24 protein-coding genes are annotated in these 23,779 nt (G+C 69.4%); 8 read left to right on the top strand and 16 right to left on the bottom strand.

Going from position 1 to position 23,779, the window contains the following annotated elements:
• Nucleotides 1-8: 8 nt before the first annotated feature.
• Entirely contained in the window at nt 9-644 is a 636-nt protein-coding gene (locus ABEU20_RS06380) for a TetR/AcrR family transcriptional regulator (protein ID WP_420163556.1), read from the bottom strand.
• Nucleotides 645-906: 262 nt separating this feature from the next.
• Here ABEU20_RS06380 and ABEU20_RS06385 point away from each other — a divergent pair, with 262 nt between their 5' ends.
• From ABEU20_RS06385 to ABEU20_RS06395, 3 genes are all read left to right on the top strand, one after another.
• Nucleotides 907-2,100 (top strand): LLM class flavin-dependent oxidoreductase, encoded by a 1,194-nt coding sequence (locus ABEU20_RS06385; protein WP_420163557.1) that lies wholly within the window; start codon nt 907-909, stop codon nt 2,098-2,100.
• Entirely contained in the window at nt 2,097-3,176 is a 1,080-nt protein-coding gene (locus ABEU20_RS06390) for an alcohol dehydrogenase catalytic domain-containing protein (RefSeq protein ID WP_420163558.1), read from the top strand. Before ABEU20_RS06385 ends, ABEU20_RS06390 begins: the two co-directional genes overlap by 4 nt.
• A gap of 134 nt (nt 3,177-3,310) precedes the next feature.
• A complete protein-coding gene (locus tag ABEU20_RS06395) occupies nt 3,311-4,870 on the top strand; it encodes a purple acid phosphatase family protein (protein ID WP_420163914.1) in 1,560 nt (519 codons plus the stop codon).
• 31 nt (nt 4,871-4,901) lie between these two features.
• Here ABEU20_RS06395 and ABEU20_RS06400 read toward each other — a convergent pair whose 3' ends face one another.
• The gene (locus ABEU20_RS06400; protein ID WP_420163559.1) at nt 4,902-6,392 is read right to left on the bottom strand and encodes an SDR family oxidoreductase; all 1,491 of its coding nucleotides are present in this window, start codon (nt 6,390-6,392) and stop codon (nt 4,902-4,904) included.
• A gap of 24 nt (nt 6,393-6,416) precedes the next feature.
• Between ABEU20_RS06400 and ABEU20_RS06405 the strand changes: the two genes are divergently transcribed.
• Entirely contained in the window at nt 6,417-7,067 is a 651-nt protein-coding gene (locus ABEU20_RS06405) for an alpha/beta hydrolase family protein (RefSeq protein WP_420163560.1), read from the top strand.
• Nucleotides 7,068-7,088: 21 nt separating this feature from the next.
• On the opposite strand, the gene ABEU20_RS06410 is transcribed toward ABEU20_RS06405, so the two are convergent.
• Complete coding sequence (locus ABEU20_RS06410) at nt 7,089-7,922, bottom strand: mycofactocin-coupled SDR family oxidoreductase (protein ID WP_420163561.1); 834 nt, start codon at nt 7,920-7,922, stop codon at nt 7,089-7,091.
• Nucleotides 7,923-8,107: 185 nt separating this feature from the next.
• Between ABEU20_RS06410 and ABEU20_RS06415 the strand changes: the two genes are divergently transcribed.
• The gene (locus tag ABEU20_RS06415; RefSeq protein ID WP_420163562.1) at nt 8,108-9,286 is read left to right on the top strand and encodes a baeRF11 domain-containing protein; all 1,179 of its coding nucleotides are present in this window, start codon (nt 8,108-8,110) and stop codon (nt 9,284-9,286) included.
• A 9-nt stretch (nt 9,287-9,295) separates the two neighbouring features.
• On the opposite strand, the gene ABEU20_RS06420 is transcribed toward ABEU20_RS06415, so the two are convergent.
• Nucleotides 9,296-10,039, bottom strand: a complete 744-nt coding sequence (locus ABEU20_RS06420) for a Clp protease N-terminal domain-containing protein (RefSeq protein ID WP_420163563.1) — start codon at nt 10,037-10,039, stop codon at nt 9,296-9,298.
• A gap of 123 nt (nt 10,040-10,162) precedes the next feature.
• Here ABEU20_RS06420 and ABEU20_RS06425 point away from each other — a divergent pair, with 123 nt between their 5' ends.
• Nucleotides 10,163-11,017, top strand: coding sequence for an LLM class flavin-dependent oxidoreductase (locus tag ABEU20_RS06425; protein WP_420163564.1), 855 nt, complete (start codon nt 10,163-10,165; stop codon nt 11,015-11,017).
• A 42-nt stretch (nt 11,018-11,059) separates the two neighbouring features.
• On the opposite strand, the gene ABEU20_RS06430 is transcribed toward ABEU20_RS06425, so the two are convergent.
• The 8 genes from ABEU20_RS06430 to ABEU20_RS06465 are packed head-to-tail and all read right to left on the bottom strand — an operon-like array spanning nt 11,060 to nt 17,525.
• On the bottom strand, nt 11,060-11,911 hold the full coding sequence (locus ABEU20_RS06430) for a methylamine utilization protein (RefSeq protein WP_420163565.1): 852 nt from the start codon (nt 11,909-11,911) through the stop codon (nt 11,060-11,062).
• Between the two features lie 38 nt (nt 11,912-11,949).
• Nucleotides 11,950-12,276: a cupredoxin domain-containing protein gene (locus tag ABEU20_RS06435; RefSeq protein WP_420163566.1), complete on the bottom strand. Its 327-nt coding sequence runs from the start codon at nt 12,274-12,276 to the stop codon at nt 11,950-11,952.
• The gene (locus ABEU20_RS06440) at nt 12,273-12,629 is read right to left on the bottom strand and encodes a cupredoxin domain-containing protein (protein ID WP_420163567.1); all 357 of its coding nucleotides are present in this window, start codon (nt 12,627-12,629) and stop codon (nt 12,273-12,275) included. Before ABEU20_RS06440 ends, ABEU20_RS06435 begins: the two co-directional genes overlap by 4 nt.
• 11 nt (nt 12,630-12,640) lie before the next feature.
• Nucleotides 12,641-14,239, bottom strand: a complete 1,599-nt coding sequence (locus ABEU20_RS06445; RefSeq protein ID WP_420163568.1) for a multicopper oxidase family protein — start codon at nt 14,237-14,239, stop codon at nt 12,641-12,643.
• A complete protein-coding gene (locus tag ABEU20_RS06450; RefSeq protein ID WP_420163569.1) occupies nt 14,236-15,564 on the bottom strand; it encodes a hypothetical protein in 1,329 nt (442 codons plus the stop codon). The genes ABEU20_RS06445 and ABEU20_RS06450 overlap by 4 nt, the downstream gene beginning before the upstream one ends.
• A complete protein-coding gene (locus ABEU20_RS06455; protein ID WP_420163570.1) occupies nt 15,561-16,268 on the bottom strand; it encodes a methylamine dehydrogenase light chain in 708 nt (235 codons plus the stop codon). Before ABEU20_RS06455 ends, ABEU20_RS06450 begins: the two co-directional genes overlap by 4 nt.
• Before the next feature lie 28 nt (nt 16,269-16,296).
• Nucleotides 16,297-16,911, bottom strand: coding sequence for a redoxin domain-containing protein (locus tag ABEU20_RS06460; RefSeq protein WP_420163571.1), 615 nt, complete (start codon nt 16,909-16,911; stop codon nt 16,297-16,299).
• Between the two features lie 29 nt (nt 16,912-16,940).
• Nucleotides 16,941-17,525: a MauE/DoxX family redox-associated membrane protein gene (locus ABEU20_RS06465; RefSeq protein ID WP_420163572.1), complete on the bottom strand. Its 585-nt coding sequence runs from the start codon at nt 17,523-17,525 to the stop codon at nt 16,941-16,943.
• 219 nt (nt 17,526-17,744) lie between these two features.
• Between ABEU20_RS06465 and ABEU20_RS06470 the strand changes: the two genes are divergently transcribed.
• Together ABEU20_RS06470 and ABEU20_RS06475 are read left to right on the top strand one after the other, a co-directional pair.
• Nucleotides 17,745-19,280: an APC family permease gene (locus ABEU20_RS06470; protein WP_420163573.1), complete on the top strand. Its 1,536-nt coding sequence runs from the start codon at nt 17,745-17,747 to the stop codon at nt 19,278-19,280.
• Nucleotides 19,280-20,038, top strand: coding sequence for an IclR family transcriptional regulator (locus ABEU20_RS06475; RefSeq protein ID WP_420163574.1), 759 nt, complete (start codon nt 19,280-19,282; stop codon nt 20,036-20,038). The genes ABEU20_RS06470 and ABEU20_RS06475 overlap by 1 nt, the downstream gene beginning before the upstream one ends.
• 1 nt (nt 20,039) lies before the next feature.
• On the opposite strand, the gene ABEU20_RS06480 is transcribed toward ABEU20_RS06475, so the two are convergent.
• Genes ABEU20_RS06480 through ABEU20_RS06495 form a run of 4 tightly spaced genes read right to left on the bottom strand, consistent with a single transcriptional unit; the run spans nt 20,040 to nt 23,640 of the window.
• Nucleotides 20,040-21,026 (bottom strand): glycine betaine ABC transporter substrate-binding protein, encoded by a 987-nt coding sequence (locus ABEU20_RS06480; RefSeq protein ID WP_420163575.1) that lies wholly within the window; start codon nt 21,024-21,026, stop codon nt 20,040-20,042.
• A 1-nt stretch (nt 21,027) separates the two neighbouring features.
• Nucleotides 21,028-21,789: an ABC transporter permease gene (locus ABEU20_RS06485; protein ID WP_420163576.1), complete on the bottom strand. Its 762-nt coding sequence runs from the start codon at nt 21,787-21,789 to the stop codon at nt 21,028-21,030.
• Nucleotides 21,786-22,991, bottom strand: a complete 1,206-nt coding sequence (locus ABEU20_RS06490; protein ID WP_420163577.1) for an ABC transporter ATP-binding protein — start codon at nt 22,989-22,991, stop codon at nt 21,786-21,788. The genes ABEU20_RS06485 and ABEU20_RS06490 overlap by 4 nt, the downstream gene beginning before the upstream one ends.
• The gene (locus tag ABEU20_RS06495; protein ID WP_420163578.1) at nt 22,984-23,640 is read right to left on the bottom strand and encodes an ABC transporter permease; all 657 of its coding nucleotides are present in this window, start codon (nt 23,638-23,640) and stop codon (nt 22,984-22,986) included. The genes ABEU20_RS06490 and ABEU20_RS06495 overlap by 8 nt, the downstream gene beginning before the upstream one ends.
• Nucleotides 23,641-23,779 lie beyond the last annotated feature (139 nt).

The following is a 23,779-nucleotide window of genomic DNA, read 5'->3' on the forward strand; positions in this document are numbered from 1 at the left end:
CACCGCCCTCAGCCGAGCAGTAGTCCGACACCGCCGATCAGGTAGACGACCTGGTCCTCGTAGAAGGCGATCAGCCGCCGGTCGGCCGAGCCGGGGTCATCGGGTCCCCACTCGTCCGCCCGGCTGAGGGCCTGCAGGAACCCCATGAGCGCGACCGCCCACCGCGCCTCCAGGCGAGCGGCATCGGTGTCCGGGAATGTCCGGCGCACTTGCACGAGCAACCGGTCCCGCAGATGCTGTTCCGTCACGTCCAGCGCGACGTGCCCCTGCGGGGCGATCTGGGTGACGATCTTCAACCACCGCATCCCGCGGACCCGATGGCGCAACAGCAAATCCCGGTACGGATCGGTCACCGCGCGCACGAGCGCCTCGACACCCGCGGGCTCCGGATCCTCCGCGAGGGCGTCGACGTTGGCGCCGATCCGGTCCCGCACGGCGGCGCCCATGTCCAGCAGGACCGCCGCGAGCAGATCGTCCTTCGTCCCGAAGTGGTAGTTCACCGACGAGGGCCCCAGGCCCGCGGCCGCATTCACCGCACGCACCGACACCGCATCCACCCCGTCGGCGGCGAAGAGGCGCTCGGCGGTCCTCACGATCCGCGTCCGGGTCGCGTTGCCCTGCCGGTTCTGCTTGGAGACGGTCATGCGACGAGCTTGGCAGGTGGTCGTGTCGACGCCCGAGGCGAGGTCCTCCGCCGCTTCCGTCGGCGGTTCATTGTTGGATCAGTTGATTCAACAATTCCCACAACGAGACCTCGCTGTCAATACCAAAGTTGATGCACGGAGAGGCCTTACAAGAAATGGACGCCATTGAAGACTGATCCTTTTTAGATCAGTTGATCCATGCTAGACATGTCGACCAGAGCGAGTGAGTCAGCTCACTCCCCCGCCGACAGGAGATGTCAACGTGTGGTCCTCATCGTCGATTCGGTTCGGGGCCTTCCTCGCCCCCTACCACCCGCTGAACGCCGATCCCGCGCTCCAACTACGGCGCGACATCGATCTCATGGAACACCTCGACCACCTCGGGTTCGAGGAGGCCTGGATGGGTGAACACCATTCGACCGGGGCCGAGATCGTGCCCGCACCGGACGTGTTCATCGCGGCCGCCGCCGAACGCACCGAGCGCCTGCGATTCGGCACGGGCGTGATGTCGCTGCCGTACCACCACCCGCTGATCACCGTCGACCGCATCACCCAACTCGATCTGCAGACTCGCGGCCGGCTGATCTTCGGCACCGGCCCCGGTAAGATCCCGCTCGACGCCCACATGATGGGGATCGATCCGTCCGACCAGCGCCGTCGGCAGGGCGAGGCGCTCGAGGCCATCCTCGCGCTGCTGCGGGGCGAGGTCGTCGACATGGAGACCGACTGGTTCACGTTGCGCGACGCCCGCGCCCAGCTGCCCACCTACGACCCCGCCGGCATCGAGACCGTGACGGCCTCGACGATCTCCCCCAACGGCTCCGTGCTCGCCGGAACACACGGGCTCTCGCTGCTCTCGCTGGCGGCGAGCTCGCCCACCGGATTCGATGCCCTGGACCGCAACTGGGATGTGTACGAGAAGGTCTCGGCCGAGAACGGTCACCGCGCGGACCGCTCGACATGGCGTGTGGTCAACCCGATCTTCCTCGCCGAGACGCGGGCCGACGCCGAGCGTGCGGTGAGCCGGCGCATCGGATCGATGGCCTCGTACGTGAACCGACAGACCGGACAGCACCCGGCGTGGGCGGACACGCCGGCCGGAATCATCGACCAGTGGCGCAACGACACGCTCGGCGAGTTCGGTCAGGCCATCATCGGCACGCCCGACGACGCGATCGCCCAGATCGAGCGACTCGTCGAGAAGACCGGCGGGTTCGGTACCTTCCTGATCCTGCACGTCGACATGGCGAGCTGGCAGGACACCAAGCGCAGTTACGAGTTGTTCGCGTCCGAGGTGGTCCCGCACTTCCGTCGGCGCAACGTCGGACGCGAGGCGAGCCTGCAGTTCGCCGAGGACAATCGCGACTACCTGATCGGCGGGCTGGTCGGCGCCATCACCAAGGCCCACACCGACTACTACGGTCGGCCCGCCGAGGCAGGGGGCGTCCGAGCATGAGAGCCGCGCAACTGCAGCAGGGCACGTTCGCGGTGACCGAGGTGGCCGATGCCCCGCCCCTGGCACCGCACCAGATCCGCATCGCCGTCGTCGCCTGCGGAATCTGCGGCAGCGACCTGAGCATGTCGAAGGACCCGTGCCGGTTCGTGGACGTCGCACACAAGGGCGGGTACCCCCTGGCCACCTTCGATCCCGATCGCCCCGTCGTCCTGGGCCACGAGTACGCGGGCATCGTCTCCGAGACAGGCTCGGCAGTGGACGATTTCGCGATCGGCGACCGGGTGGCGGGGATCGGCCTGGCGACGGACACCACCACCGGGATCCCGACGATCATCGGCTACTCCAACGAGTACCACGGCGCGTTCGGAGATCACGTCGTCGTCGACGCGTTCTGGGTACGCAAGGTCCCCGACGGCCTGTCGCTCGAGCACGCGACGCTGGCGGAACCGCTCCACGTCGGCGAGATGCACATGCAGCAGTCCGGCCTGACGTCGGCCGACTCGGCCCTCGTCATCGGCTGCGGGACCATCGGACTCGGCGCCATCGTCGCCGCGAAGGCCCGCGGCGCGCAGGTCGTCATCGCGTCGGAGCCGTCCCCGAAACGTCGCGAACTCGCCAAGAGAATGGGTGCCGACATCGTCGTCGACCCCGCCGAGCAGGACCCGATCGAGGTGTGGAATCAGCTGGTCGCCGAGGGCAGTTCACTCGTCGGACAGGCCGCGAACGGCATCCTGATCGCCTACGAATGCAGCGGCCGGGCAGGGGTTCTGGGGGAACTACTGCACACGCTGCCGTTCAATTCGCGGATCCAGGTGCTCGCCGCGCCGTTCGCGGACGAGACGATCGTTCCCGTCGTCGGGCAGTTCCGCCGGATCTCGATCAACTTCGGGCACGGGCCGTACGAGAATGCCTACGACATCACGCTGCAGCGCCTCGCCGACGGTGAGATCGACGCCGAGGCGATCATCACGGGCCGGGTCGGCCTCGACGGGGTCGCCGACGCCTTCACCGCACTGCGCGCTCCCGACGAACACGTCAAGATCCTCGTGCTGCCGGGAATGTCGTCCGACGCGTAGGCCCACAGGGCTCGGGCGGCAGGGGGCGTCCGAGCCCGCTCCACGCACCAACCACCCAGAAAGGTACGTAAGCCGTGGAATTCAGCAGAAGAACAGCCCTCCTCGGTGGCGCGGCGACGCTGAGCGCCGGCCTGATGACGGGGCTCGCATCACCCGCTCGCGCCACCGGCAGCTGGTCGCCGGACTTCTGGCAGCAGACCGGGGCGATCGGCGCGCCCAGCGTGACCGGCCTGCACCTGCAGTTCGGTACCGACGCCGCACGCGAGATGGTCGTCTCGTGGATCACGCCGACCGCCGTCGACAGGCCCCGCGTCGAATTCGGCACCCTCTCCGGAGGTCCCGGCCGTTCGGTGGCCGCGGAGACGACCCGGTACCGCGACGGAGTCGACGGCGGTGAACTGTTCGCACACCACGCCCGCCTCGACAAGCTCTCGCCGGGTACGCAGTACGTGTACTTCGCGACACACAACGGGGCGACGCCCGAGTCTGGGGTGTTCACGACCGGACCCGGGGGTCGACAACCGTTCACCTTCACCAGTTTCGGTGATCAGGGCACCGTCAATCTCCGTCAGCCCAAGTCGTTCCCGCCGGGCACGCCCGGAGGCAACGGCCCGTACCCCGTCTATACGAGCAGCAACGTCGGCAGCCAGGCGTCGGCCGACATCGTGCAGGCGATCGAGCGGGTCGCACCCTTGTTCAACCTCGTCAACGGCGATCTCAGCTACGCCGCGATCGGCGCCTACTTCGGCCAGCCGCGCACACCGACGTGGTCGGACTGGTTCATCGGCAACAGTCGATCCACCCGATTCCGCCCCTGGATGCCCTGCCCTGGTAACCACGAGAACGAGAAGGGCAACGGTCCGTTGGGCTTCGCGGCGTTTCAGAACACCTTCGCACTGCCGTCCAACGGGGCCGACCCGTCCGTCCGCGGCCTGTGGTACTCGTTCACCGCCGGGTCGGTGCGGATCATCAGCCTCAGCAACGACGACGTCGCGATCCAGGACGCGGGCGACACCTACATCCGCGGCTACTCGCACGGCGCGCAGCAGCGATGGCTCGAGACGGAACTGAAAGCTGCACGCGCGGACCGGGATATCGACTGGATCGTCGTGTGTATGCACCAGACGATGATCTCGAGCGCCCGCGCGAGCAACGGCAGCGATCTCGGCGTCCGGCAGGCGTGGGGGCCGCTCTTCGATCAGTACGGCGTGGACCTCGTCGTCTGCGGACACGAACACCACTACGAACGTTCGCACCCCGTGCGCGGTGCCTCCGGAAACGACACCGCCACACCGCAACCGGCGTCCACCCGCCAGGACGTCGTCGACACCGATCTCGGCACCGTACACATGGTGATCGGTGGCGGCGGCAACTTCGCCACCTCCGAGGGCGACCTCTTCGACCGTCCCGAGGCCCGCGTCATCGTGGCCCGCAGCGACGAGGAGAGCCCCGTCCTGCCGGGTCACAAGGACTCGATCTGGCTCGGCGAGGACGCCCCCTGGGCGTCGGTCCAGGACCGCGAGAACGGCCACGGCTTCGCGGCGTTCGACGTCGACCCCGGAACCCGCCCGGGCGGCAGGACCCGCATGACGGTCACGTACTACACGTTCGACGGACCCTTCGCACAGTTGCGCCCCGTGGACCGGTTCGTCCTCGAGCGCACCCGCAGCGACGGCAACCGGCACGGCAGCTGAGCCGTCATCCGTCGGCGCCACGACCGCACCGTCAATGCTCTTTCCGGGCCGCCTCGTACTCCCGCTGCGCCGTGCCGGTGATGTTGGCGAGCATGCCCTTGAAGATGACCCCGTGGAACGGGAGGATCGCATACCAGTACACCCTGCCCGCAATACCTTTCGGGAAGAAGATGGCCCGCTGCTCGAGCCGGGAGCGGGCCGGCCCGTCGGGGACGACCCGCCACTCGAGCCACGCCCCGCCGGGCGTGCGCATCTCGGCCCGCAACCGCAGTAGGTGGCCGCGCTCGATCTCCTCCACCCGCCAGAAGTCCAGTGGGTCACCGGTGTTGAGGTGTCGGGCGTCTCGCCGCCCACGCGTGAGCCCGACACCGCCCACCAACCGATCCAGCCAGCCGCGGATCACCCACGCGAGCGGGAAGGAGTACCAACCGTTCTCACCACCGATGCTCTCGAGTACCCGCCACAACGTGTCGGCGTCCGCGTCGCACCCCGCGCTGCGTTCGTCGGTGTAGACCGCCTCGCCCGCCCAGTCCGGGTCGGACGGAAGCGGATCCGACGGCGCACCCACCGGCGACGCGTTGGCCCAGTTGGTTTCCACCTCGCCGCTCTCGATCCGGCGCAGCGCCAGCTGGACGGCTCGGCGGTACGACGTCAGCCCCTCCTCCGGCGGCGGGATCACCTCGTCGATGTCGTGATCGGCGGCGACCGCGTCGTTGTGCAGCGACTCGATGAGCGCCCGGCCCAGCCCGCTCGGAATGGGCGTCACCAGCCCGATCCACAGGCCCGCCAGCCGCGGCGTGAGCACCGGCAGGACCAGCACCCGGCGGCGCCGTAGCCCCGCGACCTCGGCGTACACCTTCATCATGTCGCCGTACGTGAGGACGTCGGGACCACCGATGTCGTAGGCGCGGCTGCGCGACAGGGGCGCGGTGGCCGCCGCCACCAGGTAGTACAGGACGTCGCGCACCGCGATCGGCTGGATCAGGTTGTTCACCCACCTCGGGGTCGTCATCACCGGCAGCCGGTTCGACAGGTGCCGGATCATCTCGAACGAGGCCGACCCGGAGCCGATCACTACGCCGGCCTGCAGCACCATCGTCGGCACCCCGGAGTCCATCAGGATCCGGCCCACCTGCGCGCGCGAGCGCATGTGCGGCGAGAGGTCGGCGGCGTCCGGATGCAGCCCACCGAGGTAGACGATGCGTCCGACGCCACTCGCCTGCGCGGCTTCCGCCATGTTGGACGCGCCCCGGCGCTCGGCTTCGACGAACTCCTCGGAACCGCCCATCGAGTGCACCAGGAAGTACACGACGTCCATGCCGTCGGTCGCGGCCGCCAGCGACTCCGGATCTGCGAGATCGCCGCGGACGATCTCCACCTGTTTCGCCCACGGGATGTCGCGCAGCTTCTCGGGGGACCGCACCATCACCCGAACGTCGTGCCCGGCGGCGAGCAGGCGTGGGGCCAGGCGCCCACCGATGTAACCGGTGGCCCCGGTGACGAGCACCCGCAGTCGCGACATTCCTCCACGGTAACCTCGACAGTCATGAGCGCGCTCGACGAACCGGTCCTCCTCGACACCGACGACGTGTTCGGATACCTGCACCGTCCGGCCGGCGACGCCGTCGGCAAGCTCGTTCTCGCACACGGAGCGGGCGGCGATCTCGACGCAAAGCTGCTGCAGGCCATGGCATCCGGATTCGCCGAACGCGGCTTCCTGGTGCTGCGCTACAACCTGCCGTTCCGGCGCCGATCGTCGGGCCCGCCGAACCGGGCCCGAGCCGGCGAGGACCGCGAGGGCATCGTCGCCGCAGCCGACGCCGTCCGCGAGCTCGCCGACGGCCCACTGATCCTGTCCGGGCACTCGTACGGCGGACGCCAGTCGACGATGCTCGCCGCCGAGCGGCCCGACCTCGCGGACGGCCTCGTGCTGCTGTCGTATCCGCTGCACTCGCCCGGCAAGCCGGAGAAACAGCGCACCGAACACCTTCCGGAACTACGCAATCCGTCGCTGTTCGTGCACGGCGACCGGGACCCGTTCGGCACCCCCGACGAGATGCGGACGGCGCTCGACCTGATCCCGGCCGCGCATCCCCTGGTGCTCGTCGAGGGCGGCCGGCACGGCCTCGATCCCGACCGGGCCGACGTCGTCGCGCGGACCGTCGCCGCGGCCGTGGACCTGTTCGGCATCCGTTGATCGCCGCGGTCACGGCGACGGTCAGGGCATCAGCGCGGAACTGCCGGCGCTGACGTCGAGCGACGTGCCGGTGACGTAGCGCGCCTGCTCCGACACCAGGTAGAGCACGGCGTGTGCGATGTCCTCCGGCGCCACCCACGGCACGCGCATCGGCGTGATCGAGGCGTATCGGGGCTCGACGGTGTCCCGGGTCGGGTTCTCGACGTCGGGGGCGAACAGCCCGTAGAACGCTTCGTTGTGCACCATCGGGGTGTCCACCGAACCCGGGCACACCGCGTTGACGGTGATGCCGTGGCGCGCGAGTTCCAGCGCCAGCGTCTTCACCAGTCCGATCACGCCCCACTTCGCCGCGACGTAGTGCGACAGGTTCGGGATGCCGGTGTGCCCACCCATCGACGACGTCGCGACGATGCGTCCGTACCCCTGTTCGATCATGTGCGGCGTCACCGCCCGCAGGGTCTTGAACACGCCGGTCAGGTTGGTGTCGACGACGGCGTCCCACATGTCGTCGGTGAGGTCCCACGTCTTCGCGAACGCACAGACCCCGGCGTTCGCGACACAGATGTCGATCTTGCCGAGCTCGCCGATCGCCGCCTCGACGGCCGCATCCACCGCCGCGCCGTCACGCACGTCCACCACCGCGGTCCGGCACCGGACGCCGTGCGCCTCCACCAGGCGACGGGTCTCGTCGAGCTCGTCAGCCGTGGCCAGCGGGTACGGCACCGTCGCGATGTCGGCGCAGATGTCGATGCCGTACACGTCCGCGCCCTCCGCGGCGAGCGCGAGGGCGTGCGCCCGTCCCTGTCCACGCGCCGCGCCCGTCACGAACGCCGCCCTACCTGCGAGCTGTCCCATATCTCCTCCAAGTGTCAACTGCCCCAGATCATTACCCGCTCGACGCCGGGTCGGTCCAGAGCCTCTTCCACACACCGGGCGGAGTCCGATGCTGCGCCCCCGCCGTCCGGACCAGCGACAAACCCCTGCCAGGACGACGTCGTCCTGGGTACGCTGAAGGCGACCAACTATCGGGAGGTCGAGGAATGCTCTACAGCGATATTCCGAGTCATGCCGAGGTACGACGGCTCGCCGAGGTGGAGGGCGGGACCTGCATCTCGATCTACACGCCCACCGAGGACGACATCCACGATCCGGGCAAGAGTCGTATCGAATTCACGAACCAGGTCAAGTCCGCACTCGAACAGATAGACGACCACAAGGAACGAGTGGCGTTCGAGCAAGCGTTCGACGACCTGATCGAGGACGAAGCCTTCTGGTGGTATCAGGCGAGGACGCTCGTCGTACTCGCGACCGCGGACCGGGTGCGGCGCTACCGCCTACCCAACCGACTCGGAGCGTGCGCCATCGTCAGCGACCGCTTCTACATCAAGCCGCTGCTGCGCACGGTGACCTTCCCGCAGACGGCGTACGTGCTGGCCCTGGCCGAGGGGTCCGTCCGATTGATCGAGGTCACGGCCGACCAGCCGCCGTCGAAGGTCGAAGTGCCGGGACTGCCCAAGGACGCCGCGAGCTACGCCGGCGTGTCGTCGCTCGGCAGGACCACCGGCGGCCGCGTGCACGGTCGAGGCGGATCCGCGGCGGCCGCCGGGACCGGGCGAGCTGCACCCGCCCGCGCGCCCGCACGGGTGCAGGGCGAGGAGGGCAAGAAGCTCCGAGTGCGCGAGTACGCCCGTGCGATCGACCACGAACTGCGGAGCGTGCTGACCGGACGCGACATTCCGCTGATCCTGGCGGCCGCGGAACCGACCGCCTCGATCTACCGTTCCGTGAACAACTACCACAAGCTGCTCGACGAAGGCATTCAAGGCAATCCGGAGGAAATGACCGACGAGCAGATCGCCCAGACGACGCGCACGATCCTCGACGGGTACTACGCTCGGCAACTCGCGGACACCCGCAAGCACTTCGACGAGCTGCGCTCCAAGGGCCGGGCGCAGGTGGAGATCTCCGATGTCGCGCGATCGGCGACGTTCGGGCGGGTCGAGACGCTGTTCGTCGACATCGAGGGCATCGTGCCGGGCACGGTCGATCCGGACACCGGCACCGTCGAGCTCGCCGAGCTCAACGGCAACCACGAGTACGGCGTGGTCGACGAGATCGCCCGGCGGGCCCTGCTCACCGGCGCCAAGGTGCTGGCCGTGCGATCGGGCGATGTGCCCGACGAGGTGCCCGCCGCGGCGATCCTGCGATTCGCCGAGTGAAGGCCGCGCCTACTCCTCCTGCTCCTGCGCGGCGATGATGACGGCCAGGGTCTCGGTGATGTAGGCGTCGACGGCGTCCTTGTCGATGCCCAATTCGGCGAGGACGCCGGCCCGGTCCTCCTGCTCGAGCAGTGCCAGCAGGATGTGCTCGGTGCCGATGTAGTTGTGTCCCAGGCGCAGCGCCTCACGGAACGTGAGCTCGAGCGCCTTGCGGGCCGCCGCGTCGAACGGGATGAGATCGGGCAACGACTCCACCCGCGCGGGCAGGACGGCGACCGCGGCGTCACGCACGGAGTCCGCTTCGATTCCCTGCGCAGCAAGCGCTTTCATCGCGAGCGAGTCCGGTTCCGACAGCAGTCCGAGCACCAGGTGCTCCGGCGCGATGAGGTCGTTACCCGCCGCGCGTGCCGCGTTCTGTGCCGCCATGACGACATTGCGGGCGCGGGGGGTGTACCGGCTGAAACCCTGACTGGCATCGAGGTCCGAGGGCTCCTCCGGCCCCTTCGGCACGAACCGCTTCTGGGCGGCCTGTTTGGTGACGCCCATGCTGCGCCCGATGTCGGTCCAGGAGGCGCCGGAGCGTCGGGCCTGGTCCACGAAGTGCCCGATCAGATGGTCGGCGACGTCGCCGAGGTGCTCGGCGGCGAGAACGGCGTCGGTCAACTGTTCGAGCGCATCACCGTGGACCTTCTTGATGGCTGCGATGAGGTCGTCGAGTCGGACGGGGTTCGACATTCGAGTGGGATCGGTCATACGACAACCGTAGGTTGACGGTATTCGATCGTCAACCCTGGGTTGTCGATTCATCCGGTATTCGAGTCGGCCGCCCGGCACCTATCGTGAGAGGACCGACCGTCATCGACGAAGGGGTTTGCAATGCCCGACTACGGCAACGACATCCGATTCGGTTACTTCCTCGTCCCCGACGCGGACGCCGCGCTGGGCATCCTCGACACCGCGGCCGTACTAGACGACGCCGGCTTCGACCTCGTCGGCATCCAGGATCACCCGTACCAACGGCGCTTTCTCGACGCGTGGACACTGCTGTCCGCCATTGCGACCCGCACCGAGCACCTCACAGTGTTCCCGGACGTGGCGAGCCTGCCGCTGCGCCCGCCCGCCGTGCTGGCGAAGGCTGCGGCCAGTCTGGACGTACTCACCGAGGGCCGCGTCGAACTGGGGCTGGGGGCGGGCGCCTTCTGGGATGCCATTGCCGCGATGGGCGGCCCTCGACGGACACCGGGTGAGTCGGTGCGGGCCCTGCAAGAGGCGGTGTCGATCATCCGGCTCATGTGGAGCGGGGAACGGGCCATCCGCTTCGACGGCGACTTCTACTCCGTGAACGGGGTCCACCCCGGACCCGTGCCCGCGCACCCCATCGGCGTCTGGATCGGCGGCTACAAGCCTCGGATGCTGCGGCTGATCGGTAAGATCGGCGACGGCTGGCTGCCCTCGCTCGGCTACATCGACGACGACGGAATCGCCTCCGCCAGTGCGGCGATCGACGATGCGGCCACCGCCGCCGGGCGCGATCCCGCGCGTATCCGGCGCATCCTCAACGTCGGCGACGAGATCCCGCGCGACGAACTGTCGCAGCAACTGACCGCGCTCGCACTGAACCACGGCATCGACACGTTCGTCCTCGGCGGCGCCGCGAGCAACGAACAGCTCACCTACCTCGCGCAGGAGGTGTTTCCGCGGGTGCGGGACGACGTCGCGGCCGCGCGTTGAGGGCGCGGGCCCGAAGCCGGACCCGCGCCCCAGGCACCGCCGTCAGACGAGCGCGACTGCGGCGAAGGCCGCGAGCGCGACGAGGCCCGCACCCGTGACCACCTGGACCCGACGGTCCACGACGCACATCGCGGACAGGAAGCCGGGCATCGAGCCGCCGCGGCGGGTGTGCACGATCGCGAGCAGGCTCGGCATGCATCGACCGAGACTGACGAGCGTGAACAGGGCCGCGCCCAGGGTGGGCGATCCGGCGGCGATCACTCCGAGCACCAGCAGGTAGTAGGCGCTCGACCGGATGAAGATCACGAATCCGGGGCCGATCATCGCGCCGAACAGCAGCGAGACCTTCCACGGCGCCATCGACCGGCGCAGGTGCCGGGGCAGCTGACGTCGCCGCATCGGAGCGGGAAGGGTCACCAGGCCCATCTCGTGCAGACCGTAGGCCAACGCCAGCGCCGCCCAGACCCCGACCGCCCACCCGATCGGGACCGCGCCCGCCGCGACAGCGCCGAGCGCACCCAGCAGGGCACCGGTGGGCGCGCCCGTCGCGAGCGAGCCCAGCGCATGCCAGCCCAGTCGGCGCACGGGCGTCGACGAGCCCTTGCGTCCCGGCTGCTTCGGCGCCGCGACGACACCCGCGACCGACATGCCGCACGTCGACCAGTTGGCGGCGAGTGCGGTGAGCGCGCCCACCCCGACCACCGCCGCGATCAGGGCCGAGCCCGCCGCCGGGGCGACGAGCGCACCGACACCGGCGCCGACCACGGCGGCGCCGCCGACGAGCGCCGCACGGGCCGGCATCGACACCGCCTTCTGCAGCGTGGGCCGGATCTCCGGGACGTCGGTCGCTATCGGGGCGTGCGCGAGCGACTCGCGCGTGAGTGTTTCCGTCATCGAAATCCCTCTTCCATGTGAACGAATCGGTGTCCGCGTCAACCGGTCACCGTGACGGTGCCGGTCATGTAGCGATGGACCGAGCAGTGGTACTCGTAGACGCCCGGGGCGTCGAAGGTGTGCTCGTAACTCCCTTCACTCGTGATGCCGCTGTCGAACACGCCGTCGGAACCGACGTGGTGGAGCAGACCGCCGTCCTCGAACCGCCACTGCACCGTGCCCCCGACCGGCACGGTGACGTCCATCGGCCCGAAGTGGACGTTGCGGATCACCACGACGGCGTCCGGGCCGGCGGCCGACGCGCCCGCGCACCCCGCGGCCAGCGACAGCAGTACGGCGGGCGCGGCGAACCACCGCGGGTTCATTCCGTCACGACGACGGTGCCGACCATCATCGGGTGCGGCGTGCAGTGGTAGTCGAAGGTGCCCGCGTCGTCGAAGGTGTACTCGTACGTGCCCGTGGTCAGCAGCTCGCTCTTCAACTTGCCCTGCAACGAGCCCTCGCCCGCGACGTCGTGCGGCAGTCCCGAGTCGTCGAACTTCCACTGCACGGTCTGTCCCTTCTCGATGGTGACCTGCGCGGGCGTGTAGGCCATGTTCTTGACCTCGATCACCGCGGCGGGTGCACCGCCGCCCGCGTCGGCCTCCCCGCTGCTGCAACCGGTGACCAGCGTGGCCGTCGTGATCAGGCCCGCGGTGAGTGCGACGAGCTTCTTCATGATCGGTCCTCTCACCGGATGTACCGCAGGTTCGCGGTCATGCCGGCCTCGAAGTGGTAGGCGTTGTGGCAGTGGAACATCCACTCGCCCGGATTGTCGGCGTCGAACTCGATCGCCAACTCGGTGCCGGGCAGCACGTTGACGGTGTCCCGGCGCAGTCCCCCGTAGGCGGGGACGGCGAACGTGTGCCCGTGGGTGTGCATCGGATGCCACATCGACGACGAGTTCACCATCGTGATGCGCACCCGCTCGCCCTGTTTCATGACCAGCTTGCCGGCGTCGGCACCCGCCATGCCCCACACGTACCGGTCGCCGGCCTGGATGAGTTCGACGCGGTAGTCCCGGTCCGGGCTGCGGTCCTCGAGACGCACCGCATCGACGGGACGCAGTTCGCTCTCCGGGACCAGCCGCCCCGCCAGTTCCGGAACCACGCCGCCCACATCGGGATTCGACAGCGGGACGGCGTCTGGTGTGCGCAGCACCGTGGACGCGTAACCGTCACGGCCCTCGACCTTCGCCACCACCGGCCACGCACCGGACCGGACCGTCACCAGCACGTCGACGCGCTGCGCCATGCCGACGATCACGGTGTCCGCGGTGACCGGCCGGACGTCGAAGCCGTCGGCGGCCACGATCGTCAGTTCGTGCCCGGCAACCGCGAACCGGTACGGAGTCTCCGCGGCGGCATTGATGATGCGCAGTCGCAGCCGTTGCCCCGCCGGCGCCTCGATCGCGGCCGGATCGTTCGGCGGCCGCCCGTTGATCAGGTGCAGTGGATACGCGATGTGCTGGGTCATGCCGCCCAGCACCGCCGAGTCCCCGTGCCCCTGCGCCACCGCCTGCTGCGCCACACCCATCTCCCCGTCGGAGTGGGCCATCGGGGCGGCCGCACCGCCACCGTGCCCGGCGTGACCACCGGAGATCGCCGGGTTGAGCGCCATCAGCACAGCATCCGGTGTGGTCCCGAGGCCGTCGATCCAATCGTCCAGCACGAGAACCGCATCCGCGTCGGCACCCGTGGAGTCGTTCGGATCCTCGACGATCAGGGCGCCGAACAGACCGCGGTCGGCCTGCAGACCGCTGTGCGAGTGGTACCAGTAGGTGCCGGGATCGGGTGCGACGAAGTCGTACTCGAACGTGCCGCCGTTCGCACCGATCGCCGGCTGCGTCACCGGGGCCGCACCGTCCATGTCGTTGCGGATGCGGATGCCGTGCCAGTGCAGCGTGGTGTCCGCGGGCAGGCCGTTGTCGACCGACACCCGCACCCGGTCGCCCGTGCCGAGCCGCAGCTCGGGGGCGACGGCGCTGCCGCCGTACGTCCACGTGTTCACCACGCGGCCACCGAGATCGACGGCACCGACCGCAGCCGCGAGCGCGAACGACGCCGTCGCCCCGCTCGCGGCGCGGGCCGCCTCCGCCTGCGCGACCTCCGGATCGGTGGGCAGGATGTAGTCGAGGTCGCTCGACGACGCCTGCGCGCCCGATGTTCCGGAACTGCAACCGGCGGAGGCCAATCCGAGAGCTCCGAGCCCGACCGCGCCGACCCCGAACGAACTCAGGCGTAGGAATCGGCGACGGTCGAGGACCGGGCCGCGGTCGGAACGAGTCATCGGAGCACCTGGGGTGTCAGGAGCGTGCCGATGTCGTCGACGGTGCCGGTGACCGGGGCGCTGCTGACCTTGTCGCCGTTCGCAGCATCGATGCCGACGATGGTCTTCTCGGTCTCGCCGTCCACCTCGGGACCGTCGCCGAGTACGTACAGCGTGCGGCCGTCCACGGAGTACGCCATGCTGTCGATCCCAGTGAGGCCCAGCGCGGCCAGGTCGAGCGTCTTCACCGGGGCGAACGTGACAGCGTCGTGCAGTTCGATCTTCACGACGTCACCGCCGCGGGCGGAGTGCGGATGGATCTCGGTGTCGGTGTACTCGACGGCGATGCGGGTGCCGGTGTTGTCGATCGCGTTGCCGGCGAAGCGGCCACCCTCCTGTCCGGCGTTGCCGATCGGGGCGACGGTCGACGACGGCAGACCGTTCGCGAAATCGAACACGTACACGTCGCCGTTCCCGCCGACGAGCAGCGCCTTCTTCGCGTCCGCGGCCCAGGTGACCTCGCGGGCGCTGACGAAGTCGTCCGGCAGCACCTTCGTCCGCTCGGTCTCGCTGGGGACGCCGGCATCGTCGATGGAGATCCGGATCAGCTCGCGGGACTCCTCGCACACGCTGTAGAGCTCGTGGCCGTCGAGCCACGTGAACGGCCCGCACCCGATGATCTGCAGGGCGCCGCTCTCCTTCTTCGCCGCGAGATCGACGACGCGGACGCCGTAGAGCCCGTCGTCCCACGTGACGAAGTACTTGCCGTCGGAGGTCACCGCGCTCGACCCGGGACGCGAGTGGACGCGGGCGTAGTCCGGCAGCAGCGCCTCCGCCGGCTCGAGCAGGTTCCCGGAGTAGGTGCTCACCGTGAAATCGGCCGCGCCGCGGGAGCCCCGCGGACGCCACACCTCGGCGGCGAGAACGGCCGGGTCGCTGGTCTTCTCGCCGACGAAGCCGTGGATCACCGGATCCCAGATGCCCGGACCCACGACGATGCGGCCCGTCGCGACGCCGGTCGCGGGGTCGATGACGTTGACGCCCAGTTCGAGCTTGCCGAATCCCCCCGCCACGGCCAGGAGTTCGTTCGCCTTGGCGGGCTGGACCTCGCCGACGTGGAGCGGTTCGGGGATGGTCGACCCGATCGCCTGGTCGTCGTGTCCCAGTGAGATCCCCTGGCCCGGTGCGGTGAACGGGACACTCGGGTAGGTGACCTCGCCGGCCGTGGCCGCCGAGGCCTCGGGTTCTCCGGCGGCGTCGGACGAGCACGCGGCGAGCGCGAGGACCAGCGCCACCGGGACGGCGGCCGCAGCCCCGCGGACGAGGCGGCGGGAAACGTCGGTCATGATCCGGCTCCGACCTTGGGACGGGCGGCGGGACGGGTCTGGCAGTCCTCGCCGATGATCGGCGCCATCGTGCATGTGTACGACTGGGATTCGTCGGACACGCACCAGATGATCTCCTGGTCGTAGCTGCCCGAGACCGGGTTGTACATGATCGCCTGCATGTCCGGCTCGCCGCAGAAGGCGTTGGAACACGAAGGTGCACCGCAGCAGTCGTAATACGCGATGAGGTACGTCTTGCCGGTGTCGGGATTGGTACAGCACCCCACCCAGAACTCGGCACCCGGCTTGCTGCCCGGCGCACACGTCGTGACGCCGCCGCCGTTGCACGCGGCACACGACGTGCCGTCCATGTTGCACCAGCGCCAGTACTCGCATTCGGCGGGATCCTTGCCGTCGTACACCGGCACGAGCGGATCCTTGTCCGGGGTCGGTGCGGGTGGGGGTGCGGCCTCCTGCGCGAGTGCACTGCGGGTGACGGGCAGCGAACTGATCAGCGCCACACCGGAAACGCCCATCGTCCACTTGCCGATCCGACTGATCATCGAACGGCGGGAGACCCGCTCGGACATCCGCCGCCCGGCGCGGCCGGCGAGGGTGCCGCCGGAGCCGGCCATCCACGCGGCCTGCTCCCGCACGGTGTCCTCGTCGACGGGATACCGGTTCTCGTACATTTCCGGACCGTCGTGTATCGGTTTGTCGGCCATGCGTTCTCTCCGTTCTGGATAGGGGTGTTCACGCGCGCGCGGCGAGGTGGACCTTCGCCTGCTCGTGCAGGTGCTGGAGCGACGGGGTGCCGGATTCGAGGGCGTTGAGCAGGCTTTCGACCTGCGCCATGTGATTGCACAGCCCCTTCGAGCGGATCTTGCCGTGCTCGTCGAGGATGACGCCGTACGGCGTCGTGCCCACCTGGTAGGCGATGCCGACATCACGGCCGTCGACGTAGCTGAGTTCGCTGCCGATGCCCGAGCCGGCGAGGAACTGCGCGTGTTCCTCCGGCGTCCCGTCGGAGACGATGACGATCTCGAGGTCTCTCTCGGCCTTCGCCATCGCCCGCAGCCCGGGCAGCAGGCTCTTGCACGTCGAGCAGGTGGGCGCGGTGAACAGCAGCAGCTGCGGCTTGTCCCGGTGCCCGCCGACCCCGACGGTGCGGCCGAGATGGTCGGTGAGGCCACGGAAGGACGGCGCCACCTGCTCCACCTTGGGGCCGGTGTCCATCATGCGGGCACCGAGCGGGCCGAGCCGCACCTGTACGCGGCCGATCTCCCGGGCGAGGGCCAGCACCATGAGGAACAGCACCGCGACGGCGACCGCCAGCACCACGATGGCGATGAGGAGAAAAGTGTTCATTGTCGATCCTTGTCGTCAGGGAGCGTCGGTCAGTAGCGCGAAGTCGCCGATGCGACACGCAGTTCGATGGAGGCCCTGCTCAGGTGCGCGTCGACGGGTCGGCGTCCGAGATGGACCACCGAGCGCAGTTGCACCGCCGCGACCACCGCGGCCATGACCACGAGGACGCCCGCAACCGCGAGTACGTGCTCGGCCAGGGTCGGCGGGCTGTGGGTCGTGGCCGCGAGAACCCCGGCGACGACGGCCAGCGCGCCCGCCCGCATCGCGTGGAACCAGCCGATCCGCGGCGCCTCGCCGTCGGTGCCGAATGCGAAACAGCCGCAATCGAGTTCGCGCCGTCCGCGCACGAGGTTGACGGTGAGGCCGATGCAGAAGCCGGTGAACACCGCCGCGGCGACCGCCGCCGCGAGCCGCGGCGCCAAGCCGGCGATCAGGGCCACACCGAGCGCGACCTCCACGGACGGCAGCGTCGCCGCCACGACCCGTTCCAGCGGCGCCGGCAGGATCCGGTAGCCCCGGACCACCCGCAGCAGCCCCTCCCGGTCCCGCATCTTCGGTACCCCGGCGAGCAGCAGCACACCTCCGACGGCCGCCGCGATCATCGTCCACAGCATGCGTGAACCACCTCCTTCTCCAACGGTGTGCACCCATCGTTGCCAACCCGGAAGTCGCCGGGGCGACGGTGGTGAAACGTTCCGTCGCACCGCGAGTGGGGTGAGGGAGGATGCGATTCCCACTTGCGAATCGCACATTGTTCGCAAAGGTAACCGGGCCGAAACACGCCCGGGCTAGCTTGCGTCTGTACCACCGGGCGTACAGACGGGACGAGACTCGTGACAGCTGCACTCCGGGCAGCAATTGCCCGCGCACAGGAGGCGGAAAGCCCACCGGAGCAGGTCTATTCGCCGCTCCGAGGGTTGGGGCGCCGACGGCTCACGCTGGTCGACCTGATCGGCCAGTCGCTGTCGACCATCGCACCGGCCACCGGGATGGTGTTCATCGCGTTGTGGATGACCGCGTACCGGCCCGGGCTCGGCGGTGTGCTCGTCATCGCGGTGACGACGGCCGCAGTCGCTCTGGTCGCGGTGTGCATCACGCAGTTCACCCGTCGCCTCGCGGCCGCCGGGTCGCTCTACAGTTTCGTGTTCCAGGGCCTCGGTGCGCGCGCGGCGCTCGCCACCGGCACCGCGCTCATCGTCGGCTACCTCGGCATCTCGATCTCCGTCCTGTCGCAGGCCGCGGGGAGCCTGCTCGACATCGCCGACCTCCTCGGGCCGGGATTCGGCGGAACCACGTCGTGGGTGGCCACGATCGCACTGCTCGCGACGGTCGTCGGGGCCGTCACCGTGCGGGGCGTGCGGTTCGCGACGCGGGCGATCCTCGTGGTCGAAGCCCTCTCACTCGTCCTGATCGTGACGATCATGATCGGCACCCCGGCCGACGTCACCTCGGCCGGTGAGCCCCTCCCCTCGACGCCCGTGAGCCTGCTGCCGTTCCTGGCGATGCTCACGGTGCTGTCGATGGCGGGCTTCGAGAGCGCCGCGTTCTTCGGTCCGGAGGCCAAGCGGCCCCTCGTCACCGTCACCCGCACGGTCCTCGTCTCGCCCGTCCTCGTCGGCGTCCTGTTCGTCTTCGCCGCCACCGCGTCCCTTCTCGGCCACGGATCGGTGATCGTCGGCGCGTACTTCGACGGCACCGCGTCCGGAGCCTCGTGGGGCGTCGTCCTCGCGGTGAAGACGGGGATGACGTGCTCGTGGTTCGCGTCCACGCTCGGCTGTGCGCAAGCGGGTTCCCGGCTGCTGTACTCGATGGGCGTCGAGCGAGTCCTGCCGCCGGCACTGTCGCGCGTGCACCACCGGTTCCGCACACCGCACGTCGCGGTGGCGCTGTTCACGTCCGCGAGCCTGACCGGTGCGGTGGTCTACGCGCTCCGCGCACAGGCGGACTCGGCGGTCTTCGACGGCGTCGTCGAGGTGGGGCTGGTGACCGCGTACACGCTCGTCGCGTTCGCGTCGCTGCGCTTCCTGCGCCGGATCGGCGAGCACACGGTGGTGACCCGCGCCGCCGCCGTGTTCGTCACCGTGCTCGGAGCCGGCCTGCTCGCCTGCATCGCCGTCGACGGGACCCTGCACGACTTCTGGATGGTGCCCGCGACGCTCGCGCTCGTCGGCTCCTCCGGTGTCGTGTGGCACGAGGTGCTCCGCCGGTCCCGGCCCGACAGCCTCACCACGGTCGGCGCCTTCGACTCGGTCGAGACGTCCGACATTCTCCCCGGCGCGGGCGTCCTGGTGCTCGACGAGGACGGCCGACGACACATCGTCGCGAGCGGCGGCCACGATGTGCGGCGGGCCCGGGACGGCGGACGCTGATGCCGTCCCGCAGCCTGGTCCGTACCGAGGACACGCATTTCAGTGGGCAGCAGCCGCAGGCCGTCCAGCGTGCGCTCGGGATGCTCGAGGCGGTGGCGCACCTGGGTCCCGGAACGACGGCCAAGGAGATCGCACGCTTCGCGGGCGTACCGCCGGCCACCGCTTACCGGATGCTCAATCTCCTCGTCGCCGAGGGCTTCCTCGTGCGGGTGCCGGACCTGTCCGGGTTCGCGCTGGGGCGGCGCACCGCGGAGCTCGCCCGGGCCGCGGCCGACACCGGTCCGCTGCCGTCGCTGCACGACGCTGTGGAGGAGCTGCGTTCGCGGACCCGGTTCGCGATCCACGTCGCGTCGTTCGCCGGGGACCGACTGCGGATCGTCGACCGCGACCCGGACCACGAGATCGCGGCCGTGGGAATGCTGTCCAAGCACCTGCATGCCAACGCGCTCGGCAAGGTGATGCTCGCGTATCTGCCGGGTGTGCGCCCCGACCCGGACCTCCGGCGGCTGACGGAGTTCACGATCTGCGACCCCGACGAACTGATCCGGCATCTGCGCGCCGTGGCGCAGGGCGGCTTCGCCCACGAGTGCCAGGAGTCACGGATCGGCCGGGCCGCGCTCGCGGTTCCGCTGCGCGACCGGTCCGCGCAGGTCGTGGGCGGGCTGTACCTGCAGGGTGCCGACGGGCGCGTCCAGCCGGACGACGCGCTGGTCGGGTTCCTCGTCGACGGCGCCGAACGTCTCACCGGGATGGTGTGATTCAGCCCTCGGTGGTCACGAATCCCTGGTCGACCAGCCACTGCCGGGCCACCGCCGCGGGATCCTCCCCCTCCACGTCCACCTGCTTGTTGAGTTGGGTGATCACGTCGTCGGTGAGCACCGCAGAGATGGGTGCCATGACCTCCGCAACCTCCGGATACTGCTCGGCGAAGTCCTCACGCATCGTCAACGCCGGGTTGTACTTCGGGAAGAACTGGCGGTCGTCCTCGAGCACCACCAGGTCGAGGGCCGCGATCCGGCCGTCGGTGGTGAAGACCTCGCCGAACTTGCACTGGCTGCCGTCCGCGGTGGCCTGGTAGATGATGCCGGTCTGCAGGATCCGACGGTCGGCCCGCGCCGGATCGAATCCGTACGCGGCCGCCATGCCCGGGAAGCCGTCCTGCCGCACGTTGAACTCGGTCTCGACGCAGGTCGCGGCCGCGGCCGGATCCTGCTGCACCAGTGCGGCGTAGTCCGACAGCGTCCGCACACCGGTGCGTTCCGCCGTGGCCCGGCTGGTGGCCAGCGCGTACGTGTTGTTCATCGGCGCCGGATCGGTCCACACCATCCCGTTGCGCTCGAGGTCCTCGTCGCGAACGGCCTCGAACTGCGCGCGGGAGTCCGGGATCGGCTGTTCGTGACCGAGGTAGTTGATCCAGCCGGTGCCGGTGTACTCGTAGCTGACGTCGATCTGTCCGCCCAGCTGCGCGTCGCGGGTGCTGTTGGATCCCTGGATGTTCGTCAGGTCGCGGACGTCGGCGCCCGCCGCGGACAGCGCGAACTCGATGATGTAGCCCAGGATCACCTGCTCGGTGAAGTCCTTGGAGCCGACCGTGATCCGCGCACCCTCCAGTTCGGGGACGGGCTCGATACTGCCGGGGCCGACCTTCAGCGGCAGGGCGCCGCCGGATTCGAGGCCGCAGGACGCGAGCAGCGCGCTCGCGAGCACCACCGCCGTCCCAGCCAGGACTCGTCGCATCAACTTCATGTCAGCGCAGTCCCTTCGGCCCGAGATACGTCTCCGCCAGCGCGCCCAGCCAGTCGACGAGCAGCGCGAGTGCCACCGCGAGCACCGCACCCACGACCAGAGTCACGTTGTCGCGCAACTTGTATCCGGTGTCGATGAGGATGCCGAGGCCGCCGGCGCTCACCAGGAAGCACAGCGTTGCGGTGCCGACCGCGAGGACGAGCGACGTCCGCAGGCCCGCCAGGATGTACGGCACCGCGAGCGGGAACTCGACGCGGCGCAGCACCGTCAGCGCCGACATGCCCTGTCCGCGTCCGGCGTCGACGAGCGCCGGGTCCACCTCCTTGTATCCGAGGATGGTGTTCCGCAGCACCGGGAGCAGCGAGTAGAACGCGATCGGCAGCACGCCGATCCAGAAGCCCGTCGTGCGGGTCGCGAGATAGAACAGCACCAGTAGACCGATCGCGGGCGCCGCCGCACCGATGTTGGCGATGCCGACGAAGATCGGTGCCAGTCGGGTGAATCCGGGCCGGGTGAGCAGTGTGCCCAGCGGCACCGCGATCGCCAGCACGATCAGCACCACCACGACGGTGATGAGCACGTGCTGCCACGTGAGCGTCGCAATGTTGGCGACGTTCATGCTCGCCTTCTGCGTCGCGCTCAGGTCCCGGGTGAACGCCCAACCCAGCACGCCACCCACCAGGATCAGCACCAGCACCGGCTGGACCAGCAGCCGCATGCGTTCGGCGCGGGCCGTCGCCTGCTGTCCAGTGGTGGCGGTCATGGCGTCGGTTCCCCCGCCGACGCTTCGTCGACGGGATGGTCGTCGGCATGTTCCTCCCGCACTTCCTGCAGCGCGTGGACGAGCGTGTCGATCGTGATGATGCCCGCGTACTCGCCGCGGCGGCCCGTGACGGCCGCCGACGCGCTGGCCTGCATCAGCAGCGCCTCGAGGGCGTCCTGCAGCGTCGATGTGAGCGAGACGTTCTCGCCCAACGGGTCCCCGACGTCCTCGAGTGAACCCGCCGTCGCGAGCTGCTCGGGCGACACCCACCGCAGCGGGCGATCGCGCTGGTCGAGGATCAGACCCCAGGGAGCGTCCTGCTCGGCCAGCTCTCGGCGCAGCTCGGCGACCGAGCCGTTCCGGTAGGCGGTGGGACACTGCGCCAGTTCGATGTCGCGGACCCGCGCCAGGGTGAGCTGCTTGAGCGACGCGTCGGCGCCGATGAACCCGGCGACCATGTCGTTGGCCGGGTTCGCGAGGATCGCCTCCGGGGTGTCGTACTGCATGATGTGCGACTGATTGCCCAGTACCGCGATTCGGTCGCCGATCTTGACCGCCTCGTTGAAATCGTGGGTGACGAACACGATCGTCTTACCGAGATCGGACTGCAGCCGCATCAGCTCGTCCTGCAGCAGTCCGCGCGTGATCGGGTCCACCGCGCCGAACGGCTCGTCCATGAGCAGAACCGGCGGATCCGCCGCGAGCGCCCGCGCGACGCCGACACGCTGCTGCTGGCCACCGGACAGCTGCCGCGGGTAGCGGTCCCGGTAGGTGTCGGGATCGAGTCCCACGAGGTCGAGCATCTCGTCGACCCGCTCGGTGGTGCGCTTCTTGTCCCACCCCACCAGGCCCGGGACGGTCGCGACGTTCTTCGCGACCGTGAGGTGCGGGAACAGCCCGGCCTGCTGAATCGAGTAGCCGATGCCGCGGCGCAGCCGGTCCGCGTCGATCGAGTGGGTGTCCCGGCCGGCGATGGTGATCTTGCCCGACGTCGGCTCGATGAGCCTGTTGATCATCCGCATCGTGGTGGTCTTGCCGCACCCGGACGGCCCCACGAACACGACGGTCTCGCCGGCGGGAATGGTCATCGACACGTGGTCGACCGCCGGGTCGGCCTGGCCGGCGTACTGCTTGACTACGTCGTCGAGGACGATCTCGACGCCACTTCCCGTGTGTTCTTCGGCGGGTAGAAGGTCAGTCACGAAGCCCCCTCGGGGTAGTGAAGCGCCCGAGCAGGACCAGTAGGCCGTCGAGGACGAGCGCCAGGATGACGATGAGAACGGTGCCGGTGAGGGCCTGCGGCACGGCTGTGGGGCTGCCGACGCGGGACAGCCCGGAGAAGATGAGGTTGCCCAGGCCGGGCCCCTTCGCATACGCCGCGATCGCGAGGATGCCCATGAGCATCTGGGTGCTGACCCGGATGCCGGCGAGAATCGACGGCCACGCCAGCGGCAGTTCGATGCGGCCGAGCACCCGGAGACGGTTCATCCCGACACCCCGGGCGGCGTCGGTGATCGCCGGATCCACCGCGGCCAGCCCGATGATCGTGTTCCGGATGATCGGCAACAGCCCGTACAGGACCAGGGCCGTCACGGTCGGTGCGACGCCCAGGCCCAGGATCGGGATGAGCAGCCCCAACAGGGCGAACGACGGCAAGGTCAACACCGTGCTGGCCAGGCCCGTTGCCACCGCCGACCCGATCGGGCTGCGGTATACGGCGATCCCGATGAGGGCCGCGATGACACCCGCGATCACCACCGACTGGACGACCGCGCTGACATGGAGATACGAGTCCGTGAGCAGCTGCTGACGCCGCTCGGACACGAAATCCCACAAGGTCTGGAAATCCAATCCAGAACCTCCCTTCAGCCGCGAGAAAGCCCGAAGAAGGCCCGTCCACTCACTGCAGACGGGCCTCCCTCGGGCCGCGCGGCACTGCGCTTACCTCCAACACTGCCCCGAATCGGCGAATTCTGCACGGCAATCGCCC

Source organism: Rhodococcus parequi (genome assembly GCF_046042785.1).
Taxonomy (GTDB): domain Bacteria; phylum Actinomycetota; class Actinomycetes; order Mycobacteriales; family Mycobacteriaceae; genus Prescottella; species Prescottella parequi.

Excerpts from the sequence above, each read along its gene's own strand:
- ABEU20_RS06380 (WP_420163556.1), bottom strand. The coding sequence starts at position 644 with ATGACCGTCTCCAAGCAGAACCGGCAGGGCAACGCGACCCGGACGCGG.
- ABEU20_RS06390 (WP_420163558.1), top strand. The coding sequence starts at position 2,097 with ATGAGAGCCGCGCAACTGCAGCAGGGCACGTTCGCGGTGACCGAGGTG.
- ABEU20_RS06395 (WP_420163914.1), top strand. The coding sequence starts at position 3,311 with ATGACGGGGCTCGCATCACCCGCTCGCGCCACCGGCAGCTGGTCGCCG.
- ABEU20_RS06400 (WP_420163559.1), bottom strand. The coding sequence starts at position 6,392 with ATGTCGCGACTGCGGGTGCTCGTCACCGGGGCCACCGGTTACATCGGT.
- ABEU20_RS06405 (WP_420163560.1), top strand. The coding sequence starts at position 6,417 with ATGAGCGCGCTCGACGAACCGGTCCTCCTCGACACCGACGACGTGTTC.
- ABEU20_RS06410 (WP_420163561.1), bottom strand. The coding sequence starts at position 7,922 with ATGGGACAGCTCGCAGGTAGGGCGGCGTTCGTGACGGGCGCGGCGCGT.
- ABEU20_RS06415 (WP_420163562.1), top strand. The coding sequence starts at position 8,108 with ATGCTCTACAGCGATATTCCGAGTCATGCCGAGGTACGACGGCTCGCC.
- ABEU20_RS06420 (WP_420163563.1), bottom strand. The coding sequence starts at position 10,039 with ATGACCGATCCCACTCGAATGTCGAACCCCGTCCGACTCGACGACCTC.
- ABEU20_RS06425 (WP_420163564.1), top strand. The coding sequence starts at position 10,163 with ATGCCCGACTACGGCAACGACATCCGATTCGGTTACTTCCTCGTCCCC.
- ABEU20_RS06430 (WP_420163565.1), bottom strand. The coding sequence starts at position 11,911 with ATGACGGAAACACTCACGCGCGAGTCGCTCGCGCACGCCCCGATAGCG.
- ABEU20_RS06435 (WP_420163566.1), bottom strand. The coding sequence starts at position 12,276 with ATGAACCCGCGGTGGTTCGCCGCGCCCGCCGTACTGCTGTCGCTGGCC.
- ABEU20_RS06440 (WP_420163567.1), bottom strand. The coding sequence starts at position 12,629 with ATGAAGAAGCTCGTCGCACTCACCGCGGGCCTGATCACGACGGCCACG.
- ABEU20_RS06445 (WP_420163568.1), bottom strand. The coding sequence starts at position 14,239 with ATGACTCGTTCCGACCGCGGCCCGGTCCTCGACCGTCGCCGATTCCTA.
- ABEU20_RS06450 (WP_420163569.1), bottom strand. The coding sequence starts at position 15,564 with ATGACCGACGTTTCCCGCCGCCTCGTCCGCGGGGCTGCGGCCGCCGTC.
- ABEU20_RS06455 (WP_420163570.1), bottom strand. The coding sequence starts at position 16,268 with ATGGCCGACAAACCGATACACGACGGTCCGGAAATGTACGAGAACCGG.
- ABEU20_RS06460 (WP_420163571.1), bottom strand. The coding sequence starts at position 16,911 with ATGAACACTTTTCTCCTCATCGCCATCGTGGTGCTGGCGGTCGCCGTC.
- ABEU20_RS06465 (WP_420163572.1), bottom strand. The coding sequence starts at position 17,525 with ATGCTGTGGACGATGATCGCGGCGGCCGTCGGAGGTGTGCTGCTGCTC.
- ABEU20_RS06475 (WP_420163574.1), top strand. The coding sequence starts at position 19,280 with ATGCCGTCCCGCAGCCTGGTCCGTACCGAGGACACGCATTTCAGTGGG.
- ABEU20_RS06480 (WP_420163575.1), bottom strand. The coding sequence starts at position 21,026 with ATGAAGTTGATGCGACGAGTCCTGGCTGGGACGGCGGTGGTGCTCGCG.
- ABEU20_RS06485 (WP_420163576.1), bottom strand. The coding sequence starts at position 21,789 with ATGACCGCCACCACTGGACAGCAGGCGACGGCCCGCGCCGAACGCATG.